This window comes from Streptomyces dryopteridis (genome assembly GCF_049606955.1).
GTDB lineage: Bacteria > Actinomycetota > Actinomycetes > Streptomycetales > Streptomycetaceae > Streptomyces.
Map to the genome: position 1 here is coordinate 988,211 of NZ_CP187113.1, position 25,737 is coordinate 1,013,947.

Annotated in this window: 22 protein-coding genes; 9 read left to right on the top strand and 13 right to left on the bottom strand. The window is 75.4% G+C overall.

Going from position 1 to position 25,737, the window contains the following annotated elements; genetic code table 11:
- Positions 1 to 112: 112 nt before the first annotated feature.
- Genes ACN20G_RS03970 through ACN20G_RS03985 form a run of 4 tightly spaced genes read right to left on the bottom strand, consistent with a single transcriptional unit; the run spans position 113 to position 5,557 of the window.
- Positions 113 to 2,752 (bottom strand): polynucleotide kinase-phosphatase, encoded by a 2,640-nt coding sequence (locus ACN20G_RS03970; RefSeq protein WP_424211313.1) that lies wholly within the window; start codon positions 2,750 to 2,752, stop codon positions 113 to 115.
- Complete coding sequence (locus tag ACN20G_RS03975) at positions 2,749 to 4,290, bottom strand: 3' terminal RNA ribose 2'-O-methyltransferase Hen1 (RefSeq protein WP_424211314.1); 1,542 nt, start codon at positions 4,288 to 4,290, stop codon at positions 2,749 to 2,751. Before ACN20G_RS03975 ends, ACN20G_RS03970 begins: the two co-directional genes overlap by 4 nt.
- Positions 4,291 to 4,330: 40 nt before the next feature.
- Positions 4,331 to 4,987 (bottom strand): GrpB family protein, encoded by a 657-nt coding sequence (locus ACN20G_RS03980; RefSeq protein ID WP_424211315.1) that lies wholly within the window; start codon positions 4,985 to 4,987, stop codon positions 4,331 to 4,333.
- Positions 4,988 to 5,041: 54 nt separating this feature from the next.
- The gene (locus ACN20G_RS03985; protein WP_424211316.1) at positions 5,042 to 5,557 is read right to left on the bottom strand and encodes a putative immunity protein; all 516 of its coding nucleotides are present in this window, start codon (positions 5,555 to 5,557) and stop codon (positions 5,042 to 5,044) included.
- A gap of 143 nt (positions 5,558 to 5,700) precedes the next feature.
- Between ACN20G_RS03985 and ACN20G_RS03990 the strand changes: the two genes are divergently transcribed.
- Positions 5,701 to 6,708: an arylamine N-acetyltransferase family protein gene (locus ACN20G_RS03990; RefSeq protein WP_424211317.1), complete on the top strand. Its 1,008-nt coding sequence runs from the start codon at positions 5,701 to 5,703 to the stop codon at positions 6,706 to 6,708.
- Between the two features lie 79 nt (positions 6,709 to 6,787).
- On the opposite strand, the gene ACN20G_RS03995 is transcribed toward ACN20G_RS03990, so the two are convergent.
- Positions 6,788 to 7,000 (bottom strand): hypothetical protein, encoded by a 213-nt coding sequence (locus tag ACN20G_RS03995; protein ID WP_424211318.1) that lies wholly within the window; start codon positions 6,998 to 7,000, stop codon positions 6,788 to 6,790.
- A gap of 201 nt (positions 7,001 to 7,201) precedes the next feature.
- Between ACN20G_RS03995 and ACN20G_RS04000 the strand changes: the two genes are divergently transcribed.
- Both ACN20G_RS04000 and mmuM read left to right on the top strand, forming a co-directional pair.
- Positions 7,202 to 8,131, top strand: a complete 930-nt coding sequence (locus tag ACN20G_RS04000) for an LLM class F420-dependent oxidoreductase (protein WP_424211319.1) — start codon at positions 7,202 to 7,204, stop codon at positions 8,129 to 8,131.
- The gene (mmuM, locus tag ACN20G_RS04005) at positions 8,128 to 9,075 is read left to right on the top strand and encodes a homocysteine S-methyltransferase (protein WP_424211320.1); all 948 of its coding nucleotides are present in this window, start codon (positions 8,128 to 8,130) and stop codon (positions 9,073 to 9,075) included. Before ACN20G_RS04000 ends, mmuM begins: the two co-directional genes overlap by 4 nt.
- A 121-nt stretch (positions 9,076 to 9,196) precedes the next feature.
- Here mmuM and ACN20G_RS04010 read toward each other — a convergent pair whose 3' ends face one another.
- From ACN20G_RS04010 to ACN20G_RS04025, 4 genes are all read right to left on the bottom strand, one after another.
- Positions 9,197 to 9,682, bottom strand: coding sequence for a DUF6099 family protein (locus ACN20G_RS04010; protein WP_424211321.1), 486 nt, complete (start codon positions 9,680 to 9,682; stop codon positions 9,197 to 9,199).
- 143 nt (positions 9,683 to 9,825) lie between these two features.
- Complete coding sequence (locus tag ACN20G_RS04015; RefSeq protein WP_424211322.1) at positions 9,826 to 10,194, bottom strand: nucleotide pyrophosphohydrolase; 369 nt, start codon at positions 10,192 to 10,194, stop codon at positions 9,826 to 9,828.
- Entirely contained in the window at positions 10,191 to 11,441 is a 1,251-nt protein-coding gene (locus ACN20G_RS04020; protein WP_424211323.1) for an AAA family ATPase, read from the bottom strand. The genes ACN20G_RS04015 and ACN20G_RS04020 overlap by 4 nt, the downstream gene beginning before the upstream one ends.
- A gap of 65 nt (positions 11,442 to 11,506) precedes the next feature.
- Positions 11,507 to 11,893, bottom strand: coding sequence for a cell division protein SepF (locus tag ACN20G_RS04025; RefSeq protein ID WP_424211324.1), 387 nt, complete (start codon positions 11,891 to 11,893; stop codon positions 11,507 to 11,509).
- A 333-nt stretch (positions 11,894 to 12,226) separates the two neighbouring features.
- Here ACN20G_RS04025 and ACN20G_RS04030 point away from each other — a divergent pair, with 333 nt between their 5' ends.
- Positions 12,227 to 12,958, top strand: coding sequence for a DUF2470 domain-containing protein (locus tag ACN20G_RS04030; protein ID WP_424211325.1), 732 nt, complete (start codon positions 12,227 to 12,229; stop codon positions 12,956 to 12,958).
- Positions 12,959 to 12,971: 13 nt separating this feature from the next.
- On the opposite strand, the gene ssuE is transcribed toward ACN20G_RS04030, so the two are convergent.
- A complete protein-coding gene (gene ssuE / locus ACN20G_RS04035; protein ID WP_424211326.1) occupies positions 12,972 to 13,559 on the bottom strand; it encodes an NADPH-dependent FMN reductase in 588 nt (195 codons plus the stop codon).
- Between the two features lie 38 nt (positions 13,560 to 13,597).
- Complete coding sequence (locus tag ACN20G_RS04040; protein WP_424211327.1) at positions 13,598 to 14,620, bottom strand: TauD/TfdA dioxygenase family protein; 1,023 nt, start codon at positions 14,618 to 14,620, stop codon at positions 13,598 to 13,600.
- An 864-nt stretch (positions 14,621 to 15,484) separates the two neighbouring features.
- Between ACN20G_RS04040 and ACN20G_RS04045 the strand changes: the two genes are divergently transcribed.
- The 4 genes from ACN20G_RS04045 (at position 15,485) to meaB (ending at position 21,647) form a co-directional block, all read left to right on the top strand.
- Positions 15,485 to 16,186, top strand: coding sequence for a class I SAM-dependent methyltransferase (locus ACN20G_RS04045; protein ID WP_424211328.1), 702 nt, complete (start codon positions 15,485 to 15,487; stop codon positions 16,184 to 16,186).
- A gap of 216 nt (positions 16,187 to 16,402) precedes the next feature.
- Positions 16,403 to 18,322 (top strand): methylmalonyl-CoA mutase family protein, encoded by a 1,920-nt coding sequence (locus tag ACN20G_RS04050; RefSeq protein ID WP_424211329.1) that lies wholly within the window; start codon positions 16,403 to 16,405, stop codon positions 18,320 to 18,322.
- Positions 18,323 to 18,360: 38 nt separating this feature from the next.
- Positions 18,361 to 20,601, top strand: a complete 2,241-nt coding sequence (gene scpA, locus ACN20G_RS04055; RefSeq protein ID WP_424215363.1) for a methylmalonyl-CoA mutase — start codon at positions 18,361 to 18,363, stop codon at positions 20,599 to 20,601.
- Positions 20,602 to 20,639: 38 nt separating this feature from the next.
- Complete coding sequence (meaB, locus tag ACN20G_RS04060) at positions 20,640 to 21,647, top strand: methylmalonyl Co-A mutase-associated GTPase MeaB (RefSeq protein WP_424211330.1); 1,008 nt, start codon at positions 20,640 to 20,642, stop codon at positions 21,645 to 21,647.
- A 58-nt stretch (positions 21,648 to 21,705) separates the two neighbouring features.
- On the opposite strand, the gene ACN20G_RS04065 is transcribed toward meaB, so the two are convergent.
- The gene (locus ACN20G_RS04065) at positions 21,706 to 22,707 is read right to left on the bottom strand and encodes an asparaginase (protein WP_424211331.1); all 1,002 of its coding nucleotides are present in this window, start codon (positions 22,705 to 22,707) and stop codon (positions 21,706 to 21,708) included.
- 135 nt (positions 22,708 to 22,842) lie between these two features.
- Here ACN20G_RS04065 and ACN20G_RS04070 point away from each other — a divergent pair, with 135 nt between their 5' ends.
- Positions 22,843 to 23,298, top strand: a complete 456-nt coding sequence (locus ACN20G_RS04070) for an Lrp/AsnC family transcriptional regulator (protein ID WP_424211332.1) — start codon at positions 22,843 to 22,845, stop codon at positions 23,296 to 23,298.
- On the opposite strand, the gene ACN20G_RS04075 is transcribed toward ACN20G_RS04070, so the two are convergent.
- Entirely contained in the window at positions 23,252 to 25,309 is a 2,058-nt protein-coding gene (locus tag ACN20G_RS04075; protein ID WP_424211333.1) for a hypothetical protein, read from the bottom strand. The two genes, ACN20G_RS04070 and ACN20G_RS04075, sit on opposite strands and share 47 nt — an antisense overlap.
- Positions 25,310 to 25,737: the final 428 nt, after the last annotated feature.

Below are 25,737 nucleotides of genomic sequence, written 5' to 3' on the forward strand. Positions count from 1 at the left end.
CCGTTCCCGGGCCTTCCGGCCGGAATTTCCCTCATACGGTCGACCCCCGAGGCCGCCGGTCGACGGCCCCGGGGGGATCCGGGCGGGCCCGGGGCCGGGCCCCGGGCCCGGCTCAGAGCCGGGGGTCCACCGGCTCGGACTCCAGGGCCAGCACGGCGAACACGGCCTCGTGCACCCGCCACAAGGGGTCACCCGCCGCCAACCGGTCCAGGGCCTCCAGGCCCAACGCCCACTCGCGCAACGCCAGCGACCGCTTGCGGCCCAGGGACCGCTCGCGCAGGGCGTCCAGGCGCTCGGGACGCGTGTACTCCGGACCGTAGACGATCCGCAGGTACTCCCGCCCGCGCACCTTCAGCCCCGGCTGCACCAACCGTCCCTTCCCGTCACGGACCACCGCGCCGAGGGGCTTGACGACCATGCCCTCCCCGCCCGCCCCGGTCAGCTCCAGCCACCAGTCCGTGCCGGCCTTCACCGAGGTCTCGTCGGCGGTGTCCACGTACACCCGGCGGGTCTCCCGCAGCAGCGCGGACCCGGCGGCCCGGTCGGCGGCCACCAACCGGTCCAGCCACGCGAGCTGCTCGTCGTGCGGGACCGCCGCCAGGCTGCGGCCCTCCGCCGCGAGCACCTGGAACGGGGCGAAGCCCACCCCGGCCAGGCCCTCGGTGCGCCCGCAGTAGCGCCGGTAGGCGGCCGTGAACGCGTCCGTGTCCCGGACCCGGTCCCGCTGCCGCTCCAGCAGCCCGGCCACGTCCACCCCCCGCTCACCGGCGGCGGCCAGCGCAGCCACCACCGGCGGCAGCACGTGCGCGGCGGCCGTGCCCACGGACGCGTACTGCTCGCGCAGCAACGCCCCCGCCTTCAGCGACCACGGCAGCAGCTCGCCGTCCAGCAGCAGCCAGTCCGTGCCGAACTCCTCCCACAGCCCGGCCCCGTCCGCCGCCCGCCGGACCCCGGCCAGCAGCTCCTCGGTCAACGCCGCGTCGGACAGGAACCGGCGCCCGGTCCGGGTCAGCACCGCGCCCGTGACCGTCGCCCCGGCGGCCAGGCCGAACCGGCGGCGCGCCGCGTCCGCGTCCCGGCACACCAGCACCACGGCCCGCGAGCCCATGTGCTTCTCCTCGCACACCACCCGCTCCACCCCGGCCGCCCGGTACTCGGCGAATGCCTCCGCCGGGTGCTCCAGGAACTCGGGCAGGCGGGACGTGGCCGAGGGGGCCATCGTCGGCGGCAGGTACGGCACCAGCCGGGGATCGGCCGCGAACCGGCTCATCACCTCCAGCGCGGCGGCCGCGTTCTCCTCGCGCACCGTGACCCGCCCCAGCAGGGCCGTCTCCACCCCGCGCCGCCCGGCCACATCGGTCAGGGCCGGCGGGCGCGCCGGCGGGGCCTCCACGGCCGCGTCCGGGTCCGCGCCCTCGGCGAGCAGCGGGCGTACCGGCTCGTACCAGACCCGCTCGGCCGGCACGTCCACCAGCTCCCGCTCCGGCCAGCGCAGCGCCGTCAGCCGGCCGCCGAACACGGCCCCCGTGTCCAGGCACAGCGTGTTGTTCACCCACCCGGCCGTCGGCACCGGCGTGTGCCCGTAGACCACCGCGGCCCGGCCCCGGTAGTCCTCGGCCCACGGGTAGCGCACGGGCAGCCCGAACTCGTCGGTCTCCCCCGTGGTGTCCCCGTACAGGGCGTGCGAACGGACCCGGCCCGAGGTGCGCCCGTGGTACTTCTCCGGCAGGCCCGCGTGACAGACCACCAGGTCCCCGCCGTCCAGCACGTAGTGGCTGACCAGCCCGGCCAGGAAGGTCCGCACCTCGGCCCGGAAGCCCTCGCTCTCGCGGTCCAGCTGCTCCACCGTCTCGGCCAGCCCGTGGGTCAACTGCACCTGCCGACCGCCGAGGTGCCGGGAGAGCTTGTTCTCGTGGTTGCCGGGCACGCACAGGGCGGTGCCCGCCGCGACCATGCCCATCACCCGGCGCAGCACACCGGGGCTGTCGGGCCCCCGGTCCACGAGGTCCCCGACGAACACGGCGGTCCGCCCCTCGGGGTGCGCGGCTCCGTCCACGTAGCCCAACTTCGCCAGCAGCGCGTCGAGTTCGGAGGCGCAGCCGTGCACGTCGCCGATGATGTCGAAGGGCCCGGTCAGGTGCCGCAGGTCGTTGTAGCGGCGTTCGCGGACGATCTCCACGGCGTCCACCTCGGCCTCCGAGCGCAGCACGTGCACCTTGCGGAAGCCCTCGCGGGCCAGGCCGCGCAGCGAGCGGCCGAGTTCGCGGCGGTGCCGGCGGATCACGGCGCGCGGCAGCCCGGCCCGGTCGGGACGGGCCGCGTTGCGGGCCGCGCACACCTCCTCGGGCAGGTCGAGGACGATCGCGATGGGCAGCACGTCGTGCTCGCGGGCCAGGTCCACGAGCTGCCGACGGGCCTCGCGCTGCACGCTGGTGGCGTCCACGACGGTCAACCGGCCGGCGGCCAGCCGCTTGCCGGCGATGTGGTGGAGCACCTCGAAGGCGTCCTTGGTGGCGCTCTGGTCGTTCTCGTCGTCGGCGACCAGGCCGCGGCACACGTCGGAGGAGAGCACCTCGGTGGGCTTGAAGTGCCGTCGGGCGAAAGTGGACTTGCCCGATCCGGTGGCGCCCACGAGGACCACGAGGGACAGGTCCGTGACGGGCAGCCGGCGCGGCCGGGGCGCGGTGTCGGGGATCGTGTCGGTGTCGGTGTCGGTGTCGGTGTGGGCGTCGTCGTGCGGTGCGGTGCTCATGCGGTCCTCCCCTCCAGCGGGGTCTCACGGGTGTCGGTGGTGTCGGCGGCGGTGGGGTCGAGGGTGAAGACGGCGAGTTGGGTCGGCGGGCCGACCTCGGGGTCCTCGTCGCCGACCGGGAGGTGGGTCACGCCGTAGCCGTGCCGCGCGGCCACCCCCCGCGCCCAGGCGCGGAACGTGGCCCGGTCCCATTCGAACCGGTGGTCGCCGTGCCGGTGCCGACCGGCGGGCAGGGTCTCCCAGCGCACGTTGTACTCGACGTTCGGGGTGGTCACCAGCACCGTCCGGGGCCGGGCCGCGCCGAACACCGCGTACTCCAGCGCGGGCAGCCGCTCCTCGTCCACGTGCTCGATCACCTCGCTGAGCACGGCCGCGTCGTAGCCGGCGAGCCGGGCGTCGGTGTACGCGAGCGAGCCCTGGAAGAGGGTGATCCGGGAACGCTGCCGCTCCCCCATCCGGTCCAGGCGCAGCCGGCGGGCGGCGATGGTCAGGGAGCGGGTGGAGACGTCGGTGCCGACGATCTCGGTGATCCCCTTCTCCTTGAGCAGCGCGCCCAGCAACTGCCCCTCCCCGCAGCCCAGGTCCAGGACCCGGGCGGCGCCGGTGGCGCGCAGCACGTCGAGCAGGGCCTCGCGGCGGCGCATGGCGAGCCGCACGGGGGCGTCGGCCGGGGCGTCGGCGGGCGGCTCGGCCGCGGGCGTCCCGTCGTCGCCCGGCTCGTCCTCGCCCTCGGGGTCCTGCTCCTCCGGCGCGTCGTCGACCTCGGCGAGCCGGGCCAGTTCGAGCTGTTCCAGGGCGCGTTCGGTGAGGTTGCGACGGCGGGCCAGGTAACGCGCGGCGATCAGGGCCTGCTCAGGGTGGTCGGCGAGCCAGCCCTCGCCGGCGCGCAGCAGCTTGTCCACCTCGTCGGCCGAGACCCAGTAGTGCTTGGCCCCGTCGAGCACCGGCAGCAGCACGTACAACTGCCGCAGCGCGTCGGCGAGCCGGGCCTCGCCCTCCAGCACCAGGCGCACGTAGCGGGACTCGCCCCACTCGGGGTAGGTCTCGTCCAGCGGCAGCGGCGTCACGTCCACCGTGTGCCACCCCAGCGGCCCGAAGAGCCGGCGGACCAGCTCCGGGCCGCCGCGCGCGGGCAGAACCGGAATCTCCACCCGGACCGGCCGGACCTGTTCCGGCAGCTCCGGCCGCAGGACGCAGTCGCCGCGCAGCGCGGTCCGGAACACCTGGCCCAGGGCCACGGCCAGGAGGGAGGAGGCGGCGTAGGGGCGGTCGTTGACGTACTGGGCGAGGGCCCCGTCGGCGGGGTTCTCCCGCCCGCCCCTGCCGCCCGAGCGCGCCTTGCGGGCCAGCGCCACGGGGTCGATCTCCAGCAGCAGCGCGACCGTGCACAGCTCCGCGGACGCCTCGGGGTAGAAGACGTGCGCGAGGCCGTGGGAGGTGGGGAACGACTGGGACTTGTCGGGATGCTTGTGCAGCAGAAAGCCCAGGTCGGTCGCGGGATGGTCCGGGGTGCTGGTGAGTGAGATCGTCAGGTACACCCCGCGATTATGGAACGCGGGTACGGGCCGGCGCGCGGGATTATTCGGCGCGCGCGCCCTCGTGCGGGGCCCATCCGACGGCCTCGGCCCAGGGCTCGGCGACCGCGATGACGAGGTCCACGACCGGGTCCTTCACCTCCGCGTAGGTCCCGGTGTCGGGCACGGCGGCGGCCAGGCCCCGCTTGAACGCGGCGTACGCCGGGACGGCCTCGGGGTGGGCGCGGAACCAGTCCCGGAACAGCAGCGCGATCCGCTCCCCGGGTCCCCCCAGCAGGCGCACGTGGAGGTTGACGGAGACCTCCGGGAACCCGGAAGCGGAATCCGTCTCGGAGCCCGCGGGCCGCCGGGTCCACAGGGCCTTCGCCCAGTCCTCGGGACGGTCCGGGAGGCCGGCGGGGGCGTGGTCGCGGACGGCCGACGAGGGCCGGAAACCCAGCCGCTCCAGGGGCCCGGCGAACGCGGCGCGGGCGGCGTCGAGATCCCGCACGGACACCTGGAGGTCGAAGACCTCCTTGGCGGCCATCCCCGGCACGGCGGTGCTCCCGATGTGCCGCACGTGCACGGCCCCCGCCCCGAGCACCCCGCCCAACACCCGACACAACCGCCCCCCGACCTCCCCCCACCGGGCCTCGGCGGGCACGACCACGGCGCGAACGGATTCGGTGTCGGGAACGGGGGTGGCGGGGGGATCGATCATGCGACCAGCTTAGGGAAGGTCACGGGCCGGCGAGCGGGCCGCGGCCGGGGGCGGTCAACAGTCGAAGGCCCGCCAACAGATGTCGTCCCGTAGGCGCTGATCGTCGAGGACGAGCTCACGGATCGGGTCCGGGAGCCGCTCGCGCTGCCACCGGCACTCCGCCCGTCCGGCGGTCTCGCCGTCACCGTCGGGGGCGGCGGCGCGGACGGCCTTGATCGCGTAGGCGGCCGCCCCGAGTTCGTGCGCGGCGACGTGCGCGACGACGGCGGCCTGGCCGGCGGCGTACGCGGCGAACCGGGCCGCGCCCCGCAGGTCGCGCGCGGCGCCCATCGCGTGCCCGCCCGCCGCGCGGGCCCGCATCATCGCGACCTCGCCGCGCGTCCAGGCGCGGGCGTGCTCGATCGCCTCGCGGGGCCGGGGGTCGAGGGGACGGGCGGCCTCGAAGTGGCCGAGGACGTGTTCCGCGCACGTCGCGGCCCACAGGGCGAGCAGACCGTGGTCCGCGTCGGTGAGGGTCCCGCCCCGGCGGATCGTCACGAAGCGGGGATCCCGAACCTTCGGGAGGATCATGGCGGGTGTTCCTTCCTGCCGGTGTCGGGCGAAGCCTGCGCTCCGGCCGGGCCGATCCGCAAGGCGGCTGCCCGGACCTGAGTTCCGGGGCTTGCGGGGGGCCGGCTTGACCTCATGTGGGGTTGAGGGAGGAGGCTGGGATCATGAGCGATCGTCCCACCGACAGCGACAGCGACAGCGACACCGATAGCGGCACCGACACCCCCGCGGGCGCGCGCCCGTCCGACGAGGGGTTCGTGCCCGTGCCCTCTCCGAGTCCCACCGATCACCGGGGGGACCGGTGGTCCGGGGAGGTGCTCGATCTTGACGCCTATCTGGGGCGGATCGGGTACGACGGGCCCCGCGAGCCCACCCTGGACGTGTTGCGCGCTCTCCAGCGGGCGCACACCACCGGGATCCCCTTCGAGAACACGCACGCCGTCCTCGGCCGGCCGCTGCCCCTGGACCTGGAGTCCGTGCAGGCCCGGCTGGTCGGGGCCCGGCGGGGCGGGTACTGCTTCGAGCACGTGCTGCTGTTCGCCGCCGCCGCGGAGCGGCTCGGGTTCCACGTGACCGGGCTGATCGGCCGGATCAGTCTCGGCGCGCCCAAGGTGCTGCCGGCCACCCACGGTCTGTTGGCGGTGACCGCCCGGGACGACGAGCGGGTGTGGTTGTGCGACGTGGGCTTCGGGGCCGGTCCGCTCGGGCCGATCGAGCTGGCCGACGGGGCGCGGATCGAGCACGGGGGGTGGCGGCACCGCTTGGAGCGGCGGCCGGGTGCCCGCGGGATCGACCAGTGGTGGCTGTACCAGACCTCCCCCGGTCCGGCCGGGCCGGACAAGGACCCCGAGCGGGCGCCGACCGCGTGGATCGACCGGCACACCTTCACGTTGACCGCCCAGTACCCGATCGACTACGTGGTCGGCAGTCACTTCGTGGGGACGCATCCGCGGTCGCCGTTCGTCCGTCGGCTCTTCGCCCAGCGGATGACCCCGGCCGCCCATCACAGCCTGGACGACCTGACGCTGGTCACCACCCTCCCCGACGGCACCGGCACGACGGTGGAGATCGCCCCGGAGGCCCTGGACGCGACCCTGCGGGAGGTGTTCGGGATCGCGCTGACGGCCGAGGAGCTCCGCGAGCTCGCCGCCCGTCGGGCGGTCGCGGGCTGACGGCCGGCCGGGCGGCGTGGGGCCGGGCGGTCGCCGGGGTTCGGGTGGGAGCCCCCGCGACCGCGCCCGGTCGACGGGGTCAGCCGGTGTGGCCGCGGTCGGCGGAGGGGCCGGCGGGGCCGGGGCGGTCCCCGGAGGACTGGAGGTCGGCGTCGAGCCGGGAGAGGTCGGCGTTGAGCGCCGCCATCAGCTCCTCCATCTGCTGCAAGAGACCCTTGGGCGCGGGTTGCGCGTGGTCGTGTGCGGCCTGTCCGGGCTGTCCGGGGTACTCGATCGCGGACTCCTGGGACATGGCGGCCTCCTCGGCCCTGGCCCTTCCGGGGGGAAGGGCGCGGTGGTCGCGTCCGGCGTCGGCAGCCGGCGCGCGGGCCGGGCGGTCCGGCTCCGACGGAGTCAACGATCCCCGTTGACCCTGGTCACCGGCGGGTCCGGGGGCGGCTCGCCGGATTGACACCGATTCACTCGGGCGGGGTGGAGGCGGCAGGATGGTGACATGGATCTTCGCATCTTCACCGAGCCGCAGCAGGGCGCCGACTACGAGACCCTGTCGGCCGTCGCCAGGGCCACGGAGGACCTCGGATTCGACGCCTTCTTCCGTTCCGACCACTACCTCAGCATGGGTTCGGGCTCGGGTCTGCCCGGGCCGACCGACGCGTGGATCACGTTGGCGGGCCTGGCCCGCGAGACGAAGCGGATCCGGTTGGGCACGCTGATGACGGCCGGGACCTTCCGGCACCCGGGGGTGCTGGCCATCCAGGTGGCGCAGGTGGACCGGATGTCGGGCGGCCGGGTGGAGCTGGGTCTGGGCGCGGGCTGGTTCGAGCGGGAGCACCTGGCGTACGGCATCCCCTTCCCGGCCGAGCGGATGGCGCGGCTGGAGGAGCAGTTGGAGATCGTGACGGGGCTGTGGGCGACGGAGGTCGGGGAGACCTTCGACTTCGAGGGCACGCACTACCGGCTGCGGGACTCCCCCGCGCTGCCCAAGCCGCTCCAGGAGCGGGTGCCGGTGTTGATCGGGGGGCACGGGGCGCGACGCACCCCGAGGTTGGCGGCCCGGTTCGCCGACGAGTTCAACATCCCGTTCGCGTCGCTCGCCGACACCGAGCGGCAGTTCGGGCGGGTGCGGGAGGCGGCCCGGGCGGTGGGGCGCGCGGAGGACGCGTTGGTGTACTCGAACGCGCTGGTGGTGTGCGTGGGTCGAAACGACGCGGAGGTGGCCCGGCGGGCCGCCGCGATCGGGCGGGACGTGGAGGAGTTGAAGGCGAACGGGTTGGCGGGGTCGCCCGAGGAGGTCGTGGACCGGCTCGGCGCGTACGCGGGGGTCGGGTCCTCGCGGGTCTACCTCCAGGTCCTCGACCTCGACGACCTGGACCACCTGGAACTGATCGCCTCGCGCGTGCTGCCCTCGGCCGGTGCCCTGTGAGCCGGGCGACGGGGTCGTTCGCGGACGCGCTCGCGGCGGGCCCGGTGCTGTTGGACGGGGGGCTCAGCAATGTCCTCCTCGATCTGGGCGCCGATCTGTCCGGCGGCATGTGGACGGGGCGGGTGTTGCGGGAGGAGCCGGGGACGATCCGGGCAGCGCACGCGGCGTACGCGGCGGCCGGGGCGCGGGTGTTGACCACCTCCTCCTACCAGGTGGGGTCCGGGGTTCCGGTCGGGGCGGGTCCGGACCGGGCGGAGTTGGAGGCCCTGTGGGAGCGGTCGGTGGCGTTGGCGGCGGAGGTCGCGGCCTCGGCCGGGCGGGCGACGTGGGTGGCGGCGTCCGTGGGCCCATACGGGGCCGTGTTGGGTGACGGCTCGGAGTACCGGGGCCGCTACGGGCTGAGCCGGGCCGAGCTCGCGGACTGGCACCGGCCGCGACTGCGGGCGCTGGCGGCGGCGGGCGCGGACGTGTTGGCCGTGGAGACCGTGCCGGACCTGGTCGAGGCCGAGGCCCTGACCGGGCTGTTGTCGGAGGTGGGGGTGCCGGCCTGGTTGACGTTCACCCTCTCCGAGGACGGTCGGCACACCGCGGCCGGTCAGCCCTTGGCCGATGCCTTCGCCCTGGCCGGGGCGAGTGCCGGGGTGGTGGCGACCGGGGTGAACTGTTGCGCCCCCGAGCAGGTGGCCACGGCCCTGGAGATCGCGGCCGGGGTCACGGACAAGCCGTTGGTGGCCTATCCGAACGACGGCTCCCGGTGGGAGGCCGCGACGTCCACCTGGCACGCGCCCGAGGGCGCGCCCGGTTCCCCGGCGGAGCTGTCCTGGCCGCTGGACACGTGGCGTGCGCTGGGTGCCCGGCTGATCGGCGGGTGCTGTCGGGTGGGTCCGGCGGGCATCGCGAGTCTCGCGGGCCCGCTCGGTACGCCCTCGGCCTCGGCCCGCTGAGGGTCCGGCGCCGGGCCGGCCGGCGCCGGCCGGCCGGTTTCGGGCGGTGTCGTTCCGGGCCCGTGGTGGGCGGGGCGTGTGCCGCGCCCACCACGGGTGAGGGAACGATTCGGGAGATCGGTCACGGGACCCCCGAGGTGGACCCCCGTTCCCGGACCGTCAGTCGCCGCAGGACGGCCGTGACCCGGTCCCCGGCCTCGTCGGCCGCGTCGATGGACTCGATGCACTGCCAGTACAGGCCCTCGTCGTCGGTGGACACCGCCACGCCGACGAGGGCTATCCCCACGTCCCCGAGGAGTTCCCGCAGTCCCTCCAGGGTGCGGCGGATGTCCGCCATGCCCGTGAGGGCCGCCGCGCGGGGCGGCCCTTCCGGCAGCAGGCCCTCGCCCCGGTCCGCGGCGCGGCCGAGCACGCCGCAGCCCCGGCCGCCGGCCTCCGCCAGCCCCCGTGCCTCCGCTCTCAGTTCGGGCGGCCCGACGGCCGCCAGCCAACTTCCCACGCCCTGGGCGAGGGCCTGGGTCTGCCAAGCCTCGCCCACCATCTCGATCGCCGCCCCACTCCGCGCCAGCGCAGTCCGGCCGGCCTCGATGAGCCGTACCGCATCCATGATGTCGTCCCCCGTCCGCACGACATTCCGTCGTTCTGACCACTACCCAGAGTGAGGGCAATGGCCCGGTAAAGCCAGGGGTATCGGAAAAATTGTGGACACAATCGCGATTGTGGATAACCGGATCACTCCGAAGAGTGACATCAGGGTGCTTCGGTCTCCGGAACCGGGAACCGGTGCTCGTTGCGGTCGATCTTGCGGTCCAGCGCCTCCAGCACGTCGACCCCCAACACCTCGCAGAACTGGAGCAGGTAGGCGAGCACGTCGGCCACCTCGTCCTCGACCCGGTGCGCGGTCTCGGGGTCCTCCATGACCCGCTCCGACTGCTCCGGCGTCAGCCACTGGAAGATCTCCAGCAGTTCGGCGGCCTCCACGCTCAGCGCCCCGGCCAGGTTCTTCGGCGTGTGGAAGGGCTGCCAGCCGCGCGCCGCCGCGAAGCCCGCCAACCGGGCCCGCAGCGCGGCCACCCGGTCCCGCGCCTGTCCGTCCGCCGCTTCCGTCGTCTCGTTCACGCCCCCAGGTCTACCACCGCGACCCCGGGCAGCGCCCGTGCGGCCCTCGCCCCCGCCTCCCCCGCCGTCGCCAGCACCCGCACCTGCCCGCGCGCGCAGGCCAGTTCCACGAGGTGGAGGAGTTCGAGGGTCTGCCGGGGATCGAGGTCGCGGTCCATGCCGTCGAACAGCACCGAGAGGGCCTGCCGGGCCGGCAGCAGTTCCGCCGCCGGGTCCACCTCCAGCACGCCCGGGCCGGTCAGCAGGACGAGGGCCTGGGCGAGGAAGCGCAGTTCGCCGTCGCCGAGCCGGCCGAAGGGGGTGGCGCGCCCCGTCTCGCGGACCAGTTCGGCCAGGACCAGCCCCTCCCCGGGGGCGCGGGTGACCACGTCGGTGACGGGGCCCGCGCAGGCCCGTCCGGCCGCGCCCACCAGCAGCCCGTGCCGGGTGCCGCACTCGGCCCGGGTCCGGCGCAGCACGTCGGCGAGGTTGGCGCAGTCGCGCGCGAGCCGGCCGCCGGCCGTCGGGACCGGGGCCCGCATCCGCTCCGGGCTCGGGCCGCAGGCGAAGACCGAGCGCAGCGCGACCACCACTTGTTCGGCGGCGGCCAGCACCGTCCGTTGCCCCGGTGTGCTGCCGGCCACCCGCAGGGGCAGCAGGGCGGTGCCGAGCCGGTCGTCGGGCAGCGGGGCGCGGGTGACGCCGGTCGCGCCGCCGGTGAGCCAGGCGGCCTGCACGGTGCGCCGGCCCGGGTCGCGCTGGGCGGTGGTGAGCAGGGTCTGGCCGCCGGCGCTGAGTCGTTCGCCGGCGATCCGCAACGCGGGCTCGGCCTGGACGGCGAGGTCGAGGCGGACCACGCCGGCCGGGCCCTCGACGGTGCAGCCGAGGCGGAATCCGCGCCGGCCCTGCGCGTCGGGCAGGGCGCCCTCGGGCACGCAGGCCCCGGGGTCGGGGAAGACCTCGGCGAGGGTGTCGCCGGCGCCGAGCCGGGAGAGGGCCTCGTACGCCTCGACGATCTGTGATTTGCCGCTGCCGCTGGGCCCGGTGACGACGGTGACGGGCCCGAGCGCGAACCGGGCGCCCCGGTGCGCGCGGTAGCCGGAGAGCCGCAGTTCCGCGACGGCGGGCCGGATCGGGAGCCGGACGTGACCCGCCCGGTCCGCTCCGCCCTCGGCGGGCCCGACCGGCGCGGGGCGCGGGTCGGGCACGGTGGCGCGGCGGGCGCCGGCGGGGCGGAGGGCGGGCGGGCCGGCGGCGGTGAGGTCCATGGGCGGACGCTAGGGCCGCCCGGAACCCGGCCCGGGTGCGGAACCGTTCCGCCGCCGCGACCTTCCTACGATCGGGGGACGGCCGCCGCCATGCCGTCGACCTCGGTGCCGACCGGGGCGAGGAGGAAGACGTTCCGGTCCACCCGGTGCATGCCGCTGCCGAGGCCGAAGACGACACCGCTGCTGAAGTCGAGGATCCGCTTGGCCACGTCGGTGTCGGCGCTCGTCAGGTCGAGCAGGACCGGGATCTGGGCGATCAGGTACTCGGCGACCTCGCGGGCGTCGGCGAAGACCTGCACCCGGATCACCACCATCCGTCGCTGCGCCTCCTGTTCGGCGGCCCGCGGGATGGTGCGGTGGTCCACGCGCGAGGGCCATTCGTTGCGGCTGCGCAGGGGCACGACCTGCGCGAGCCCCTCCCACTGTTCGTCGGTGACGTCGTACCTGCTCACCGGGCCACCTCGGGCCCACGCTGCTTGTGCATCCGGCCATCCTCTCGCGTTTCACCCGTTCGGCCCAACAGCGACACGGACCCGCTCCGCGCGTGTCGTCGCCGAACCCCGCAGGACGCTACCGGCCCCACCCGCCCCCGCACCCCGGGTTCCCCGATTCCCGTGCGCCACACCCCGCCCGCAGGTCACGCGGGAGCGGGATCCGGGGGCGCGCGCCCTCCGAACGCTCCGGGCGCCGCCGGCCGGATCCGGTCGGGACGGTGCGCCACGAGGACGAGATGAGTTAGGTTAGGCATACCTAAGTCAGCCGTTCCGGACGATGGAGACCCCCGCATGCGCATGTTCGGTGCCCCCGCAGCCCCGATCGACCGTCCCACCCGGCCCACCGCCGCCGAGCGGGTGCGGTCGGTGCTCGTCGCCGCGCACTCCATGACCCTCGTCACCGAGGGCGTCCGCACCGAGATCCGCCAACTGGACGGATCCGACGTGCTCGGGCGGTTCCACCTGCACCCCGCCGGCCCCGGCCCCACCCCCGCCGAGGTCATCGGACGCCCCCGGGTCACCATGGAGTTCACCGACGTGGCCCCCACCCCCGTCCGCGACCGGGTCCGGGCCCGCGTGACCGTCACCGGCCTGCTGCTGACCCCCTACACCGGGGAGGTCGGCGACAGCGTGTGCGTCGAGTACGGGCAGGCCGTACTGGAGAGCGCCGAGGGCCGGTTCGTCCTCGGCCTCGACGAGTTGGACACCGCCCACCCCGACCCGCTCGCCGCCTTCGAGTCCGGGATGCTCACCCACCTCCTCGACGAACACGGCGAACTCGTCACCCTGCTGCTGCGGCTGGTGCCCCCGGCGGCCCTCACCGGGGTCCGCCGCGCCCTGCCGCTGGCCCTGGACCGGCACGGGGTCACCCTGCGCCTGGAGGGCGCCGACCCCGCCGCCGACCGCGACGTGCGCCTGCCCTTCGCCTCCCCCCTGGAGGACGTGGAACAGTCCGGCGCCCAGATCCAGGCGCTGCTGACCAAGGCCCGCCGGATGTCCCACCGCAACTCCCTGCCCGCCTGAGCGGGCACCCGGGTCAGTGCGCGGCGGCCGGGGAGGGCAGGGTCCGGCCCGCCGCCAGGGCGCGTGCGGCGCGGTGCGCGCGGACCGCGTCCCCGAACTCGTCCACGACCTGGAACAGGTCGAGTTCCGCCTCCGGCCGCAGCCGGTCGGGCCCGTCCCCGCGCTCCACGAACGAGTCCAGCACGAACCGGCCGGCCGTCACGTGGTGGGCGTTGAGCGAGGCCAGCACGGGCCGCAGGGCGTAGTCCACGGTCAACACGTGGGCCAGGCTGCCGCCGGTGGCCAGCGGCAGGACCACCTTGCCGGCCAGGCCGTCCTGCGGGAGCACGTCGAGGAACGCCTTCAACAGGCCGGTATAGGCCGCCTTGTAGACGGGGGTGGCGATGACCACCCCGTCCGCCTCCGCCACCGCCGCCAGCGCGCGCCGAAGTTCGGGCTGCCCGGTGCGGGCGGCGAGCAGATCGGCCGCCGGCAGGTCGCGGATCGCGAGCAGATCCCCTTCGAAGCCCGCGTGGGTGAGCCGGCGCAGCACGTGATCGGCGACCACGGCGGTGCGGGAGTGCTGCGAGGGACTGGCGGTGACGACGAGCAGACGGGACACGGTGGAGCTCCTTGGGTCGTACGGGGTCGGACGGCGGGTCAGAGGGCGGGCGCGGAGGCGCCGGCGGCCGCGCCGAAGGCGGGCGCGGGGACCTCGGTGGGGGTCAGCAGCACGGAGGGACGCCCGTCGGCGCCGATCGGGAGGGTGCCGTCCACCGTGATCCGGCGCAGCACCCGCTCGTGGTCGTCGGAGTCGTCGGTGCCGTAGTGCTGGGTGGCGCGGTTGTCCCAGATCGCCACGTCCCCGGCGCTCCAGCGGTGCCGGACGGTGTTCTCCGGGCGCTCCACGTGGGACTGGAACAGGCGGATCAGGGCCCGGGAGTCGGCCGGGTTCAGGCCCGCGATCCGCTCGACGAAGCTGCCCAGCAGCAGCGCGCGCTCCCCGGTCTCGGGGTGCGTCCGGACCACGGGGTGCTCGGTGCGGAAGACGGTCGCGGCGAACACCTCCCGGTAGCGGGCGACGGCCTCGGGGGCGACCCCGGCGGGCGGGTTGGCGTAGTCGAAGGTGTTGGTGTGCACGGCGCGCAGGTCCTCGGCGAGCCGGCGCAGCGGCTCGGGCAGCGCGGCGTACGCGGCGGCCGTGTTGGCCCACAGGGTGTCCCCACCGTAGGGCGGCAGGGTGACGGCCCGCAGCACGGAGAAGGCCGGGTAGGCGGGCACGAAGGTGACGTCGGTGTGCCACTGGTTGGCGCGGACCCCGTGCGCGGAGTCGACGCCGAAGGAGTAGCGGCCGTCGGCGGAAGGCACGGTGGGGTGGGCCACGGGGGTGCCGAGCAGGGCCGCGAACGCCTCGTGCCCGGCCTCGTCGAGGTGGTCCTGACCCCGGAAAAAGACGACCTTGTGGGCGAGGAGGGCGGCGCGGATCGCGTCGACGGCCTCGGCCGGCAGGTCCCCGGCCAGGCGCACGCCGTCGAGCACCGCGCCGATCCGGCCGCCCACGCGGGTCACGGTGATCCCGGCCTTCTCGGCGGCCCGCTCGGCCCGCTCGATCGACTCGGCCGGCGGGACGGGCACGGCGGGCACGGCGGCGTGGGCGGAGCTCTGGGCGGTGGCGGTGGCCATGGGCGGTTCTCCTCGCGAGGGCGGATGCGGCGCGGCGGGCGGCACGGACCCGCCCCGGGCCTGCGGGCGGCGTGATCGGCGGATCGTGCGCGCGGTGGGACGAAGGCGGTGACGGCGGTGACGGCGGTACGGGTGACAGCGTGACGGCGGCGGGGCGGGCGGCCGGCGGGCGCGACGGGTTCGTCGGCTGATGCCCCCGGGGCCGGAGCCCCCTCCGGCCCCGGGGTGCGGGTCCGCGCGACCCCACCGAACGGGTTCGGTGCGTTCATCGCGGGTCTGCGGATCCGACCGGCGCGGGCTCCCGGTGTGTGAGGTCCGGGGCCCGTCCGGCGCGTCGGCCCCGGCGCCGAGCCCGGTGGGGCCCGTGCGGGTCAGGGTGGGTCCGGCCGTGCGGGACGGTCGGACCGGGACGGGGCGACGGCGGCCGCGCCCCGCGGGCCCACAACGGGCGGGCGGACGGCGGGGGCGGTGGTGCGGTGCGGGTGCGGTGGCGTCCGGTCAGGGACAGGGGCGGGCCGGACAGCGGCCCGGACCGGCGCCCGGGGCCCGAAGGACGCCGAGTGCGGTGTGGAGCCGCAGGTCACGAGCCCGGTGCTCGGTTGCGGTCATGGCCACGACCTTGCCGGCCGCCCGAAGACCCGGTCAAGGCCCGTCCGGCCCGGTCGACCGAGCTCGAAGCGACCCCGGCATACCGGCCCTGACCTGCGCTTTCCACCCGAACCGGCGGGCCCGGGGGCGCGGTGGGCCCGCCCGGATTTCACAGCCCGGCAACGCGGCCGCCACAGCCGCGCCCCGCACGCCACATTCCGTACACGTGCCCGAGTCCCGCGCCCGGTGTCCGGACCGGCCGGCAGGGTGGGCGGCATGACCCTTCCTCCCCTCCCCCGCCCCACCCCCGCGCCTGCCCCCGACCCCGCCGTGCGCCGTGCCTACGACCGGGTCGCCGGGGCCTACGCCGAGTTGCTCGACGGCCACCTGGAGCGCAACCCCTGGGACCTCGCCGTGCTCGACGTGTTCGCGGCCGAGACCGCGAGGGCCGTGAGGGGCGGGCGCGCGCGGGTCGCCGAGGTGGGCTGCGGCACGGGCCGGATCACCGGCCGGCTCGCGGACCGGCCCGGTCTCGACGTGGTGGGGGTGGACCTGTCGCACGGGATGCTGCGCCGCGCCCGGGCCGCGCTGCCCGCCGTCCCCCTGCTCCAGGCCGGGGCGGCCGAACTGCCCTTCGCGAGCGGCTCGCTGGACGGGGTGGTGTCCTGGTACGCGACCGTGCACACCCCGCCGGGGCAACTCCCGCCGCTGTTCGCCGAGTTCCGCAGGGTGCTCGCGCCGGGCGGGACGCTGGTGGTGGCCTTCAAGTCCGGTCTGCGACCGGCCCGGCTGCTGCGGTCCGCGTACGGGCACGAGCTGGAGCCCCCGATGCCCGTGCACCACCACCCGGTGGACCTGGTCGCGGGGATGCTCGCGGGGGCGGGGCTGCGGGTGACGGCGCGCACCGAACGGGAGCCGTATCCGGACGAGGGGCCGGTCCAGGGGCCGCAGGGCTACGTACTGGCCCGGCGGGACTGACCGCCCCCGATCCGGTCGTGATCGAGCCCCGATCATGGCCGGAACTCGGCGGGCCGGGGGGCGCGGAACGAGTGCCGGGCGCGCGTTGTCGGCGCGCGCGCCCGCCCTACCCGCTCCGACCTGCTCTTTCGAGACCCCGTACGGCTCAAACGAGAGGGACAGATCACATCGGGTGGCTCTGGGCGTTCACACGTCGACCGCCCTAGCATCACAGTCATGACGGTCCTGCCTGACGACGGGCTCTCCCTGGCCGCCGAGTTCCCTGACGCGACACATGAGCAGTGGCAGCGCCTGGTCGAAGGCGTACTGCGCAAGTCGGGCAAGGAAGTCTCCGGCGCCGAGGCGGAAGACGCGCTGTCCACCGAGTTGGAGGACGGGCTTCGCACCCGCCCGCTCTACACCGCGCCCGCCCCGGGCGCCGACCCCGGGGGGCCGGAGGCGGGCGTCGAGCCGGAGTTCCCGGGACACGCCCCGTTCTCGCGCGGCGGCCGGGCGGAGGGGAACGTCGTCGCCGGGTGGGACGTGCGCCAGCGGCTGGCCGATCCCGATCCGGCCCGCCTGAACGAGGCGGTGCTGGCCGATCTGGAGAACGGCACCACCTCCCTGTGGCTGCCCCTGGACGCCGGGGCCTCGCAGGACCCGGCCGGGTTCCTCGACCGGGCCCTGCGCGGGGTGTACCTGGACCTGGCACCGGTGGTCCTGGAGCCCCATGACGGGGGTTCGGCCCCCGGCCGGGCCCTGCTGGGGCTGTGGGAGGCGCGCGGCACCGCGCCCGAGGAGGCCCGCGGCACCCTGGGCGTGGACTGGCTGGGGCGGGAGGCCCGGACCGGGATCGAGGCGGATCCGGCCGTGATCGCCGAGGGCGTGGCCCTGGCGGCGGAGGTCTCGGCGCGCCTGCCGCACGTGCGGACCCTGGTCGTGGACGCGCTGCCCTATCACGAGGCCGGGGCCTCCCCCTCCTGGGAGTTGGCCCTGTCGCTGGCCTCGGGGGTGGCCGCGCTGCGCGCCCTGACCGAGGGCGGCGCGCTGGAGGTGCCGGCGGCCCTGGGGCAGCTGGAGTTCCGGTACGCGGCCGACGGGGACCAGTTCCTGACGATCGCGAAGCTGCGGGCCGCGCGCCGGCTGTGGGCACGGGTGGCCGAGTCCTGCGGGGCGGCGGAGGCCGGGGCGCAGCGGCAACACGCCGTGACCTCCTCGGTGATGATGACCCGTCGGGACCCGTGGGTGAACATGCTGCGGACCACGATCGCGACCCTGGCCGCGGGCGTCGGCGGCGCGGACGCGGTGACCGTGCTGCCCTTCGACTCCGAACTCGGCGCCTCCGACGCCTTCGCGCGCCGGATCGCCCGCAACACCTCGACCGTGCTGGTGCGCGAATCGCACCTGGCGCGGGTGATCGACCCGGCCGGCGGCTCCTGGTACGTGGAGGAGCTGACGGACCGGCTGGCCGAGACGGCCTGGGGCTTCTTCCAAGAGGTGGAGGCCGCGGGCGGGCTGCCGGCGGCGCTGCGGTCCGGGCTGGTGCGCGAGCGCTTGGCCGCCGGGTGGGCGAGGCGCTCGCGGCGGCTGGCGACGCGCCGGGAGCCGATCACCGGGGTGAGCGAGTTCCCGTTCCTCGCCGAGAAGCCGGTGGAACGGCCCGCCCCCGTGGGCGGTCCGGTGCGCGCGGGGCGGCCGGGCGGCCTGCCGGTGGTGCGCCGGGACGAGGCATACGAGGAGTTGCGGGCCCGGTCGGACGCGCACCTCGCGGCGACCGGGGCGCGGCCCCGGGTGTTCCTGGCCGCGCTGGGTCCGGCGGCCGCGCACACGGCGCGGGCCTCGTTCGCCTCGAACCTGTTCCAGGCGGGCGGGATCGAGCCGGTGCACGATCCGGTGTCGGTGGACGCGGAGGGCGCCGGGGCGGCGTACGCGGCGAGCGGCGCCGACGGGGTGGCCGTGCTGTGTTCGAGCGACGCGCTCTACGAGGAGTCGGCGGCCGGGGTCGCGGCGGCGTTGCGGGCGGCCGGGGCGCGGACGGTGTTCCTGGCCGGTCGGCCGGGGACGGCCGAGGGCGCGGTGGACGCGTGGGTGTTCGCGGGGTGTGACGCGCCGGCGGTGCTCGGCGGGGTCCTGGACGGAATGGGTGTGGCACGGTGAGCGGCAGCGGTGGTTCCGGGATCCCCGATTTCTCGCGGATCGCGTGGCGGGACGGCGGGGCCGGTTCGCCGGCGTCCGGTCCTTCGGGGGCCGGGGCGGCGGGCGCGGAGGAGCGGTGGCGGGCGGCGGTGAAGGAGGCGACCGGGACGGCCGCCGACGATCTGCTGTGGGAGACCCCGGAGGGCATCGGGGTCAAGCCGCTGTACACGGCGCGGGACCTGGAGGGCCTGGACTTCCTGGACACCCGGCCGGGCATCGCGCCGTACCTGCGGGGCCCGTACCCGACGATGTACGTGAACCAGCCGTGGACGATCCGGCAGTACGCGGGGTTCTCGACGGCGGAGGAGTCGAACGCCTTCTACCGGCGCAACCTGGCGGCGGGTCAGAAGGGCCTGTCGGTGGCCTTCGACCTGCCGACGCACCGGGGTTACGACAGCGACCACCCCCGGGTCACGGGTGACGTGGGCATGGCCGGGGTGGCGATCGACTCGATCCTCGACATGCGGCAGTTGTTCGACGGGATCCCGTTGGACCGGATGACGGTGTCGATGACGATGAACGGCGCGGTGCTGCCCGTGCTGGCGCTGTACATCGTGGCGGCCGAGGAGCAGGGGGTGCCGCCGGAGAAGTTGGCGGGGACCATCCAGAACGACATCCTCAAGGAGTTCATGGTCCGCAACACCTACATCTATCCGCCGAAGCCGTCGATGCGGATCATCTCCGACATCTTCGCGTTCACCTCGCAGCGGATGCCGCGCTACAACTCGATCTCCATCTCGGGCTATCACATCCAGGAGGCCGGGGCCACGGCCGATCTGGAGCTCGCGTACACCCTGGCGGACGGGGTGGAGTACCTGCGGGCGGGGCGGGAGGCGGGGCTGGACGTGGACGCGTTCGCGCCGCGCCTGTCGTTCTTCTGGGCGATCGGCATGAACTTCTTCATGGAGGTCGCCAAGTTGCGGGCGGCGCGCCTGCTGTGGGCGAAGTTGGTGCGGGAGTTCGGGCCGAAGAACTCCAAGTCGCTCTCACTGCGCACGCATTCGCAGACCTCGGGCTGGTCGCTGACGGCGCAGGACGTGTTCAACAACGTGACCCGGACCTGTGTGGAGGCGATGGCGGCCACGCAGGGGCACACCCAGTCGCTGCACACCAACGCCCTGGACGAGGCCCTGGCGCTGCCCACGGACTTCTCGGCGCGGATCGCCCGCAACACGCAGTTGCTGCTCCAGCAGGAGTCGGGGACCTGCCGGGTGATCGACCCGTGGGGCGGCAGCGCGTACGTGGAGCGGCTCACCCACGACCTGGCCCGGCGGGCCTGGGCGCACATCCGCGAGGTGGAGGCGGCCGGCGGGATGGCGCAGGCCATCGACGCGGGCATCCCGAAGCTGCGGGTGGAGGAGGCGGCGGCGCGGACGCAGGCGCGGATCGACTCGGGGCGGCAGCCGGTGATCGGCGTGAACGCCTACCGGGTGGACTCCGACGAGCAGATCGAGGTCCTGAAGGTCGACAACTCCTCGGTGCGCGAGCAGCAGATCGCGAAGTTGCGCCGGCTGCGGGCGGAGCGGGACGAGGCCGTCACCCAGGACGCGCTGCGGGCGCTGACCGAGGCCGCCGGGCGGGCCTCGGGGCCGGGTCTGGAGGGCAATCTGCTGGCCCTGGCGGTGGACGCGGCGCGGGCGAAGGCGACGGTCGGGGAGATCTCCGACGCCCTGGAGAAGGTGTACGGGCGGCATTCGAGCCAGATCCGTACCATCTCGGGTGTGTATCGCAACGAGGCCGGGGAGTCCCCGTCGGTGGAGCGCACGCGGGCGCTGGTGGAGCGGTTCGAGGAGGCGGAGGGCCGCCGGCCGCGGATCCTGGTCGCCAAGATGGGGCAGGACGGGCACGACCGCGGGCAGAAGGTGATCGCGACGGCCTTCGCCGACCTGGGCTTCGACGTGGACGTGGGCCCGCTGTTCCAGACCCCGGAGGAGGTGGCCCGGCAGGCCGTCGAGGCGGACGTGCACGTGGTGGGCGTCTCCTCGTTGGCGGCCGGTCACCTGACGCTGGTGCCGGCGCTGCGGGAGAAGCTGGCCGAGGAGGGCCGTGAGGACGTCATGGTCGTGGTGGGCGGGGTGATCCCGCCGCAGGACGTGCCGACCCTGTTGGAGATGGGCGCGACCGCCGTGTTCCCGCCCGGGACGGTGATCCCGGACGCCGCCTACGACCTGGTCGTACGGTTGGGCGAGGAACTGGGGCACGAGTTGGTCGAGCCCTCGGAGTCGGCGGACCGGGGCTGAAGGCCGGCGCCGGCCGGTCGGGAAGGGAGCGACGCGGGATGCCGCCGAGCAGGGTCGTGGACGTCGAGGCGTACGCCAAGGGCGTGTTGGACGGCAAGCGGGCGTGGATCGCCCGGGCCGTGACGCTCGTGGAGTCCACCCGGCCCGATCACCGGGTGGCCGCGCAGCGGCTGCTGACCGAGCTGACCCCGCACGCGGGGCGGGCCCGGCGGATCGGGATCAGCGGGGTGCCGGGGGTGGGGAAGTCCACCTTCATCGACGCGTTCGGGACGCTGCTGACCCGGTCCGGGCACCGGGTGGCGGTGCTCGCCGTCGATCCCTCGTCCACCCGGACCGGGGGGTCGATCCTGGGCGACAAGACGCGGATGGAGCGGCTGTCGGTGGACCCGGCGGCCTTCGTGCGGCCCTCGCCCTCGGCCGGGACCCTGGGCGGGGTGGCGAAGGCGACCCGCGAGTCGATGATCGTGATGGAGGCCGCCGGCTACGACGTGGTCCTGGTGGAGACGGTCGGGGTGGGGCAGTCGGAGACGGCGGTGGCCGGGATGGTCGACTCCTTCCTGCTGTTGTCCCTGGCCCGGACCGGGGACCAGTTGCAGGGCATCAAGAAGGGCGTGTTGGAGCTCGCCGACGTGCTCGCCGTGAACAAGGCGGACGGGCCGCACGAGCGGGAGGCGCGGGCGGCGGCCCGGGAGCTGTCGGGGGCGCTGCGGTTGATGCACCCGGTGGAGGCCGCGTGGACCCCGCCGGTGCTGACGTGCAGCGCGCGCGAGGACACCGGGCTCGCGGAGGTCTGGGAGCGGCTGGAGGCGCACCGGGCGGTGTTGGAGGCGGGCGGCCGGCTGGAGGCCAAGCGCAGCGAGCAGCGGATCGCGTGGACCTGGTCGATGGTGCACGACACGCTGCTGGCCCGGTTGCACGCCGATCCGCGGGTGCGGTCGCTGGCGCCGGGATTGGCGGAGAGAGTGCGTTCGGGCGCGCTGACGGCGACGCTGGCGGCGGAGGAGCTGTTGGCGGCGTTCACGGGCGACGCGGACGTCGCCACGTGAGCGGGCGGGCCGCCGCCGGGGGTTCCCGGCCGGCGGCCCGCCCGTCCGCGCGGTCGGCTCAGAGGCCGGCGAGGACCTGGGTGGTGTCGCTGAGGACGCGGCGCAGGATCTCGGGGCGCTCGGCGGGGGCCGCGTCGGCGAGCAGCGCGGACAGCACGGCGATCCGGGCCTGGCCGGCGCGCAGGGTGCCGGTGGGCACGGCGCCGGCGGCGACGAGGTCCACGGCCCCGCCGTGGGTGTAGATCTCGGTGACGGGTCCGGCCTGCACGCGGGTGGTGAGGGCGACCAGCACCCCTTGGGCGATGGCGGCGCGGACCGCGTCGACGATCTCGGGGGTGGCGTTGCCGGCGCCGGTGGCGACCAGCACGAGGCCCTTGGCGCCGGCCGCGACGGCCGCGTTCAGCAGCACCGGGTCGCCGTCGGCGTGGTGCATGACCATGTCCACGCGCGGGGGCACGGTCGGCATCGCGGGCAGCGCCAGCGGGGTGGAGCGGGCCGGGGTGCGCACGACGCTGACCTTGCCGAAGCCGATCTTGCCGAGCCAGTCCCCGGAGGGGTCGGCGAAGGCGTCGGCGGCGATGGTCTGGGTCTTGACGGTGCCGCGCGCGGCGTGGATCCGGCCGCCGAAGGCGATCAGGACGCCGAGGCCGCGGGTGGTGGCGGCGGTCAGCAGGGCGTCGTAGAGGTTGCCGGGGCCGTCGGCGTCCTCGCTGCCCATGGGCTTCTGGGCGCCGGTGAGGACCACGGTGCGCGGGTCGTCGTGGTGCAGGTCGAGGAGGAACGCGGATTCCTCCAGGGTGTCGGTGCCGTGGGTGACGACGACGCCGTCGACGGCGGGGTCGGCGAGGACCTCGTGCACGGTGCGCAGCAGGGTCAGCTGGTGCGCGGTGGTCAGCCGCGGGCTGTTCACGCTGAACAGGTCGACCACGTCGACGGTGACGCCCTCGGGCAGCGGCGCGGTGGCCATGACCTCGTTGCCGTCCGCGTCGGCGGCGAATCCGGAACCCTGCCAGCGGCTGGCTATCGTTCCGCCGGTGCTGATGACCACGATGCGGCCCACGGCCCGCCCTTCCTGTCGTCGAAGTGGTGCGAAAGGCTCCCCCGAGCACACCGCCCGCAATGATAGGAACATCGACGCGCAACACGATTGCGAGTTTGTGGGCCGATTTCATGTTCGACGCACGATGATTGCGCCATGGACGCCATCGATCGACACATCTTGCGTGAGCTGCAACAGGACGGCCGGCTGAGCAACCAGGAGCTCGCGGCCCGGGTGGGGCTGACCCCGTCGCCGTGCATGCGGCGGGTGCGGCAACTGGAGGAGGACGGGGTGATCACCGGGTACCGGGCGGTGATCGATCCGGCGGCGATCGGGCGCGGGTTCGAGGTGCTGGTGTCGGTGGAGGTGAAGCGGGACCGGGAGGCGGTGGAGGCGTTCGAGGCCGCGCTCCAGGACATCCCGGACGTGATCGAGGCGTACCGGCTGTTCGGGTCGCCCGGGTGTCTGCTGCGGATCGCGGTGGCCGACCTGCGGGCCTACGAGCGCTTGTGGATCGAGCAGTTGACGGCCCTGTCGGGGGTGACGGAGGTGAACTCGCAGATCATCATGAAGCGGGTGAAGGAGCCGCTGGGGTACCCCGTGGACCGCTGAGCGCGGGGCGGGGGGCGCGCAGCAGGTGGGCCACGTCCCGGTCGCCGCGCTCCAGCAGCCGGTCGATCAGGGCGACCTCGTCGGCGCCCGGCAGGTCCACGCGGCGGGCGATCAGGGCCAGGGCCTCGGTCCGGTCGGCGGGGGCGGCCCAGCCGGTGAGGCGGGCGGCGGCGTGGGCGGGGGCGAGGTCGGGGCCGGTGTGCGGCAGGCGCAGCGCGTCGAGCCGGCCGTCGGCGACGTTGAGGAAGACGAGGTCGCCCAGGCCCGCGCCGAGGTGTTCCAGGAGCGGGCGCAGGGTGCCGAGGATGGGTTGGGTGCGCCATTGCAGGGTGGTCTCGCCGGCGAGGTGCGCGAAGGTGACGGGCTCGCCGAGCGGGGAGCCGCCGATGTGCACGGCCCAGCCGGTGGGGACGGAGGTGCCCGAGCCGCGCAGGTGCTCGACCCCGACCTCCAGGCGGTACCACCAGCGGCCGTCGACGCCCCGGAAGCAGCGTCGGGTGCCGGCCACGTCGCGCCGGGGCCGGTACGCCTCGGCGGGGCGGTCGTCCTCGGCGCCGGCCAGCCGCACCCGGCCGCGGCCCGCGCGGGCGAACTCGGGGTGGTGGAGGTTGCTGCGGACGGAGGAGGCGGTGACGTCGAAGCGTTCGGTGAGGGCCTCGACCACGGCGTGGGCCTCGGCCTCGCCGCCGGCCCGGAGGATCTCGCGGGTGATCATCTCGCGGATGCCGAGGTACTCCTCGCCGCCCCAGGCGCGCAGCCCGTACCGGTTGCGGTCCACGCGCAGGAAGCGCGGGTCGCCGGTGATCTGGTTGCGCAGGCTGGCCGGGGCGGTGCCGTCGTCGAGCCGGGTGTGCAGTTCGTCGAAGGCGAGCGGGCGGCCGACCACCGCGAGGACGACGGCGGCCCGGTCGGCGACCGACCGCGACCAGTGCGCCAACAGCCCGTCCAGGATCCGGAAGCGGCCCAGGTCGAGGACCCACTCGGGCAGTACCTCGGGCCGGATCCCGAAGCGGGCGCCGACCTCCTCGGCCCGCTCCCAGGGCACGGGCCCGTGCTCGCACACGGCGAGCAGCGCGGCCCGGGTCTCGGTGCGCAGCCGGCCCGGATCCCCGCGCACCACCCAGGCGCCGGTCGCCTCGCGGTCGGGCAGCAGGCGGGCGACGACCTCGCCGAGCCGGACGTCGAGCCCCGGCACCCGGACGACGTGCCGGGGATGAGCCTCGTACACCTCGGAGAGGCGGGCGACGGCGCCGAACCGGTCGCCGAGTTCGGCGAGGTGGCCGGCGAAGGCCCGGCCCTCGGCGGCGTGCGGCCCGCGACCGATGAGCCAGTGGCCGATCCGCTCGGCGGCGTGCCGTTCGAGTTGGCGGGCCCGTTCGCGGGTGATGAGGAAGCGGTGGCCGAGCGCCGCGAGGGTGTCGGGGCGGGCGGTGAACAGCCGCCGGGCGGCGATCACCCGCATCCGCTCCTCCCAGCCGGAGACGAGGCGTTCGACGGCCTCCAGCGGATCGGGCAGCGCCGGCGCCGGGGGCGGGGTGAGCCGGCCCCGCAGCCGTTCCAGGGCGCGGCGCACCTCCTCGGGCGCGGTGTCGGGGAGCCAGCGGGCGATCACCTCGACCTCGTCGGCGGCGACGCTCCCGGGGAGGATCACGGGCAGCGTCTCCAGCACCCGGCCGAACAGGCGGGCCAGGGCCCGGTCCCCGGCGGCGAGCCCGGCGCCGGCCGAGCGGGCGACGACGGCCACGGTGCGCCCGTCCTCGGAGCCGAGCACGGGCAGGGCCTCGCCGATCGGGGTGTGCGGCCACAGGGCCCGCAGGGTGAGGGCGACGACGTGGGTGAGGGCCTCGCGTCCGATCACCCGCTCGACCTCGGTCAGCGGGGTGCGGGCCCACCAGCCCGCGGTCAGGCGCACGTCCTCCAGCCGCTCGGCGACGAGGCGTTCGTCCACGTGCCGCAGGGCGGGCAGCACGTCGACGAGACGGGCGGCGGCGAGGGGCTCGGGCGCACTCATGGCGGGGCGGTACTCCGGGGGGTGGAACGGGCGGCCCTTTCCATGATCGCGACGGGTGGGGGCGGCGCCAGGGTCGAAGGCACCGACCCCGTCCCGTTTTCGGGGCGGCGCCGGATGCGCGGCTCCCGGCCGGCGGGACGGGGGCTCCCGATCGACGGGCCGGGAGCGCGACGGCACCGGTTCGGCCGCGGGGCCGCGCCGGCCGGGCGTTGCGGGAGCGAAGCGGGGGCGGAGCGTCTTCGCGTCCGTCGGACCTGCGGGACCGGGGCCGGCGGGCCGGTGGCGACCGGGCCCCGGGTGGCGAAGCGGAAGCCGCCGACGGGTCCGACGAATCGGCGGAAACCGGATCGACCCGGGGGCCGGACGGGGCGGGGCCTTCTCGCCGAATGGGACGGGGGTGTCCCGTGACGCGGACCCACAAGCCGGTG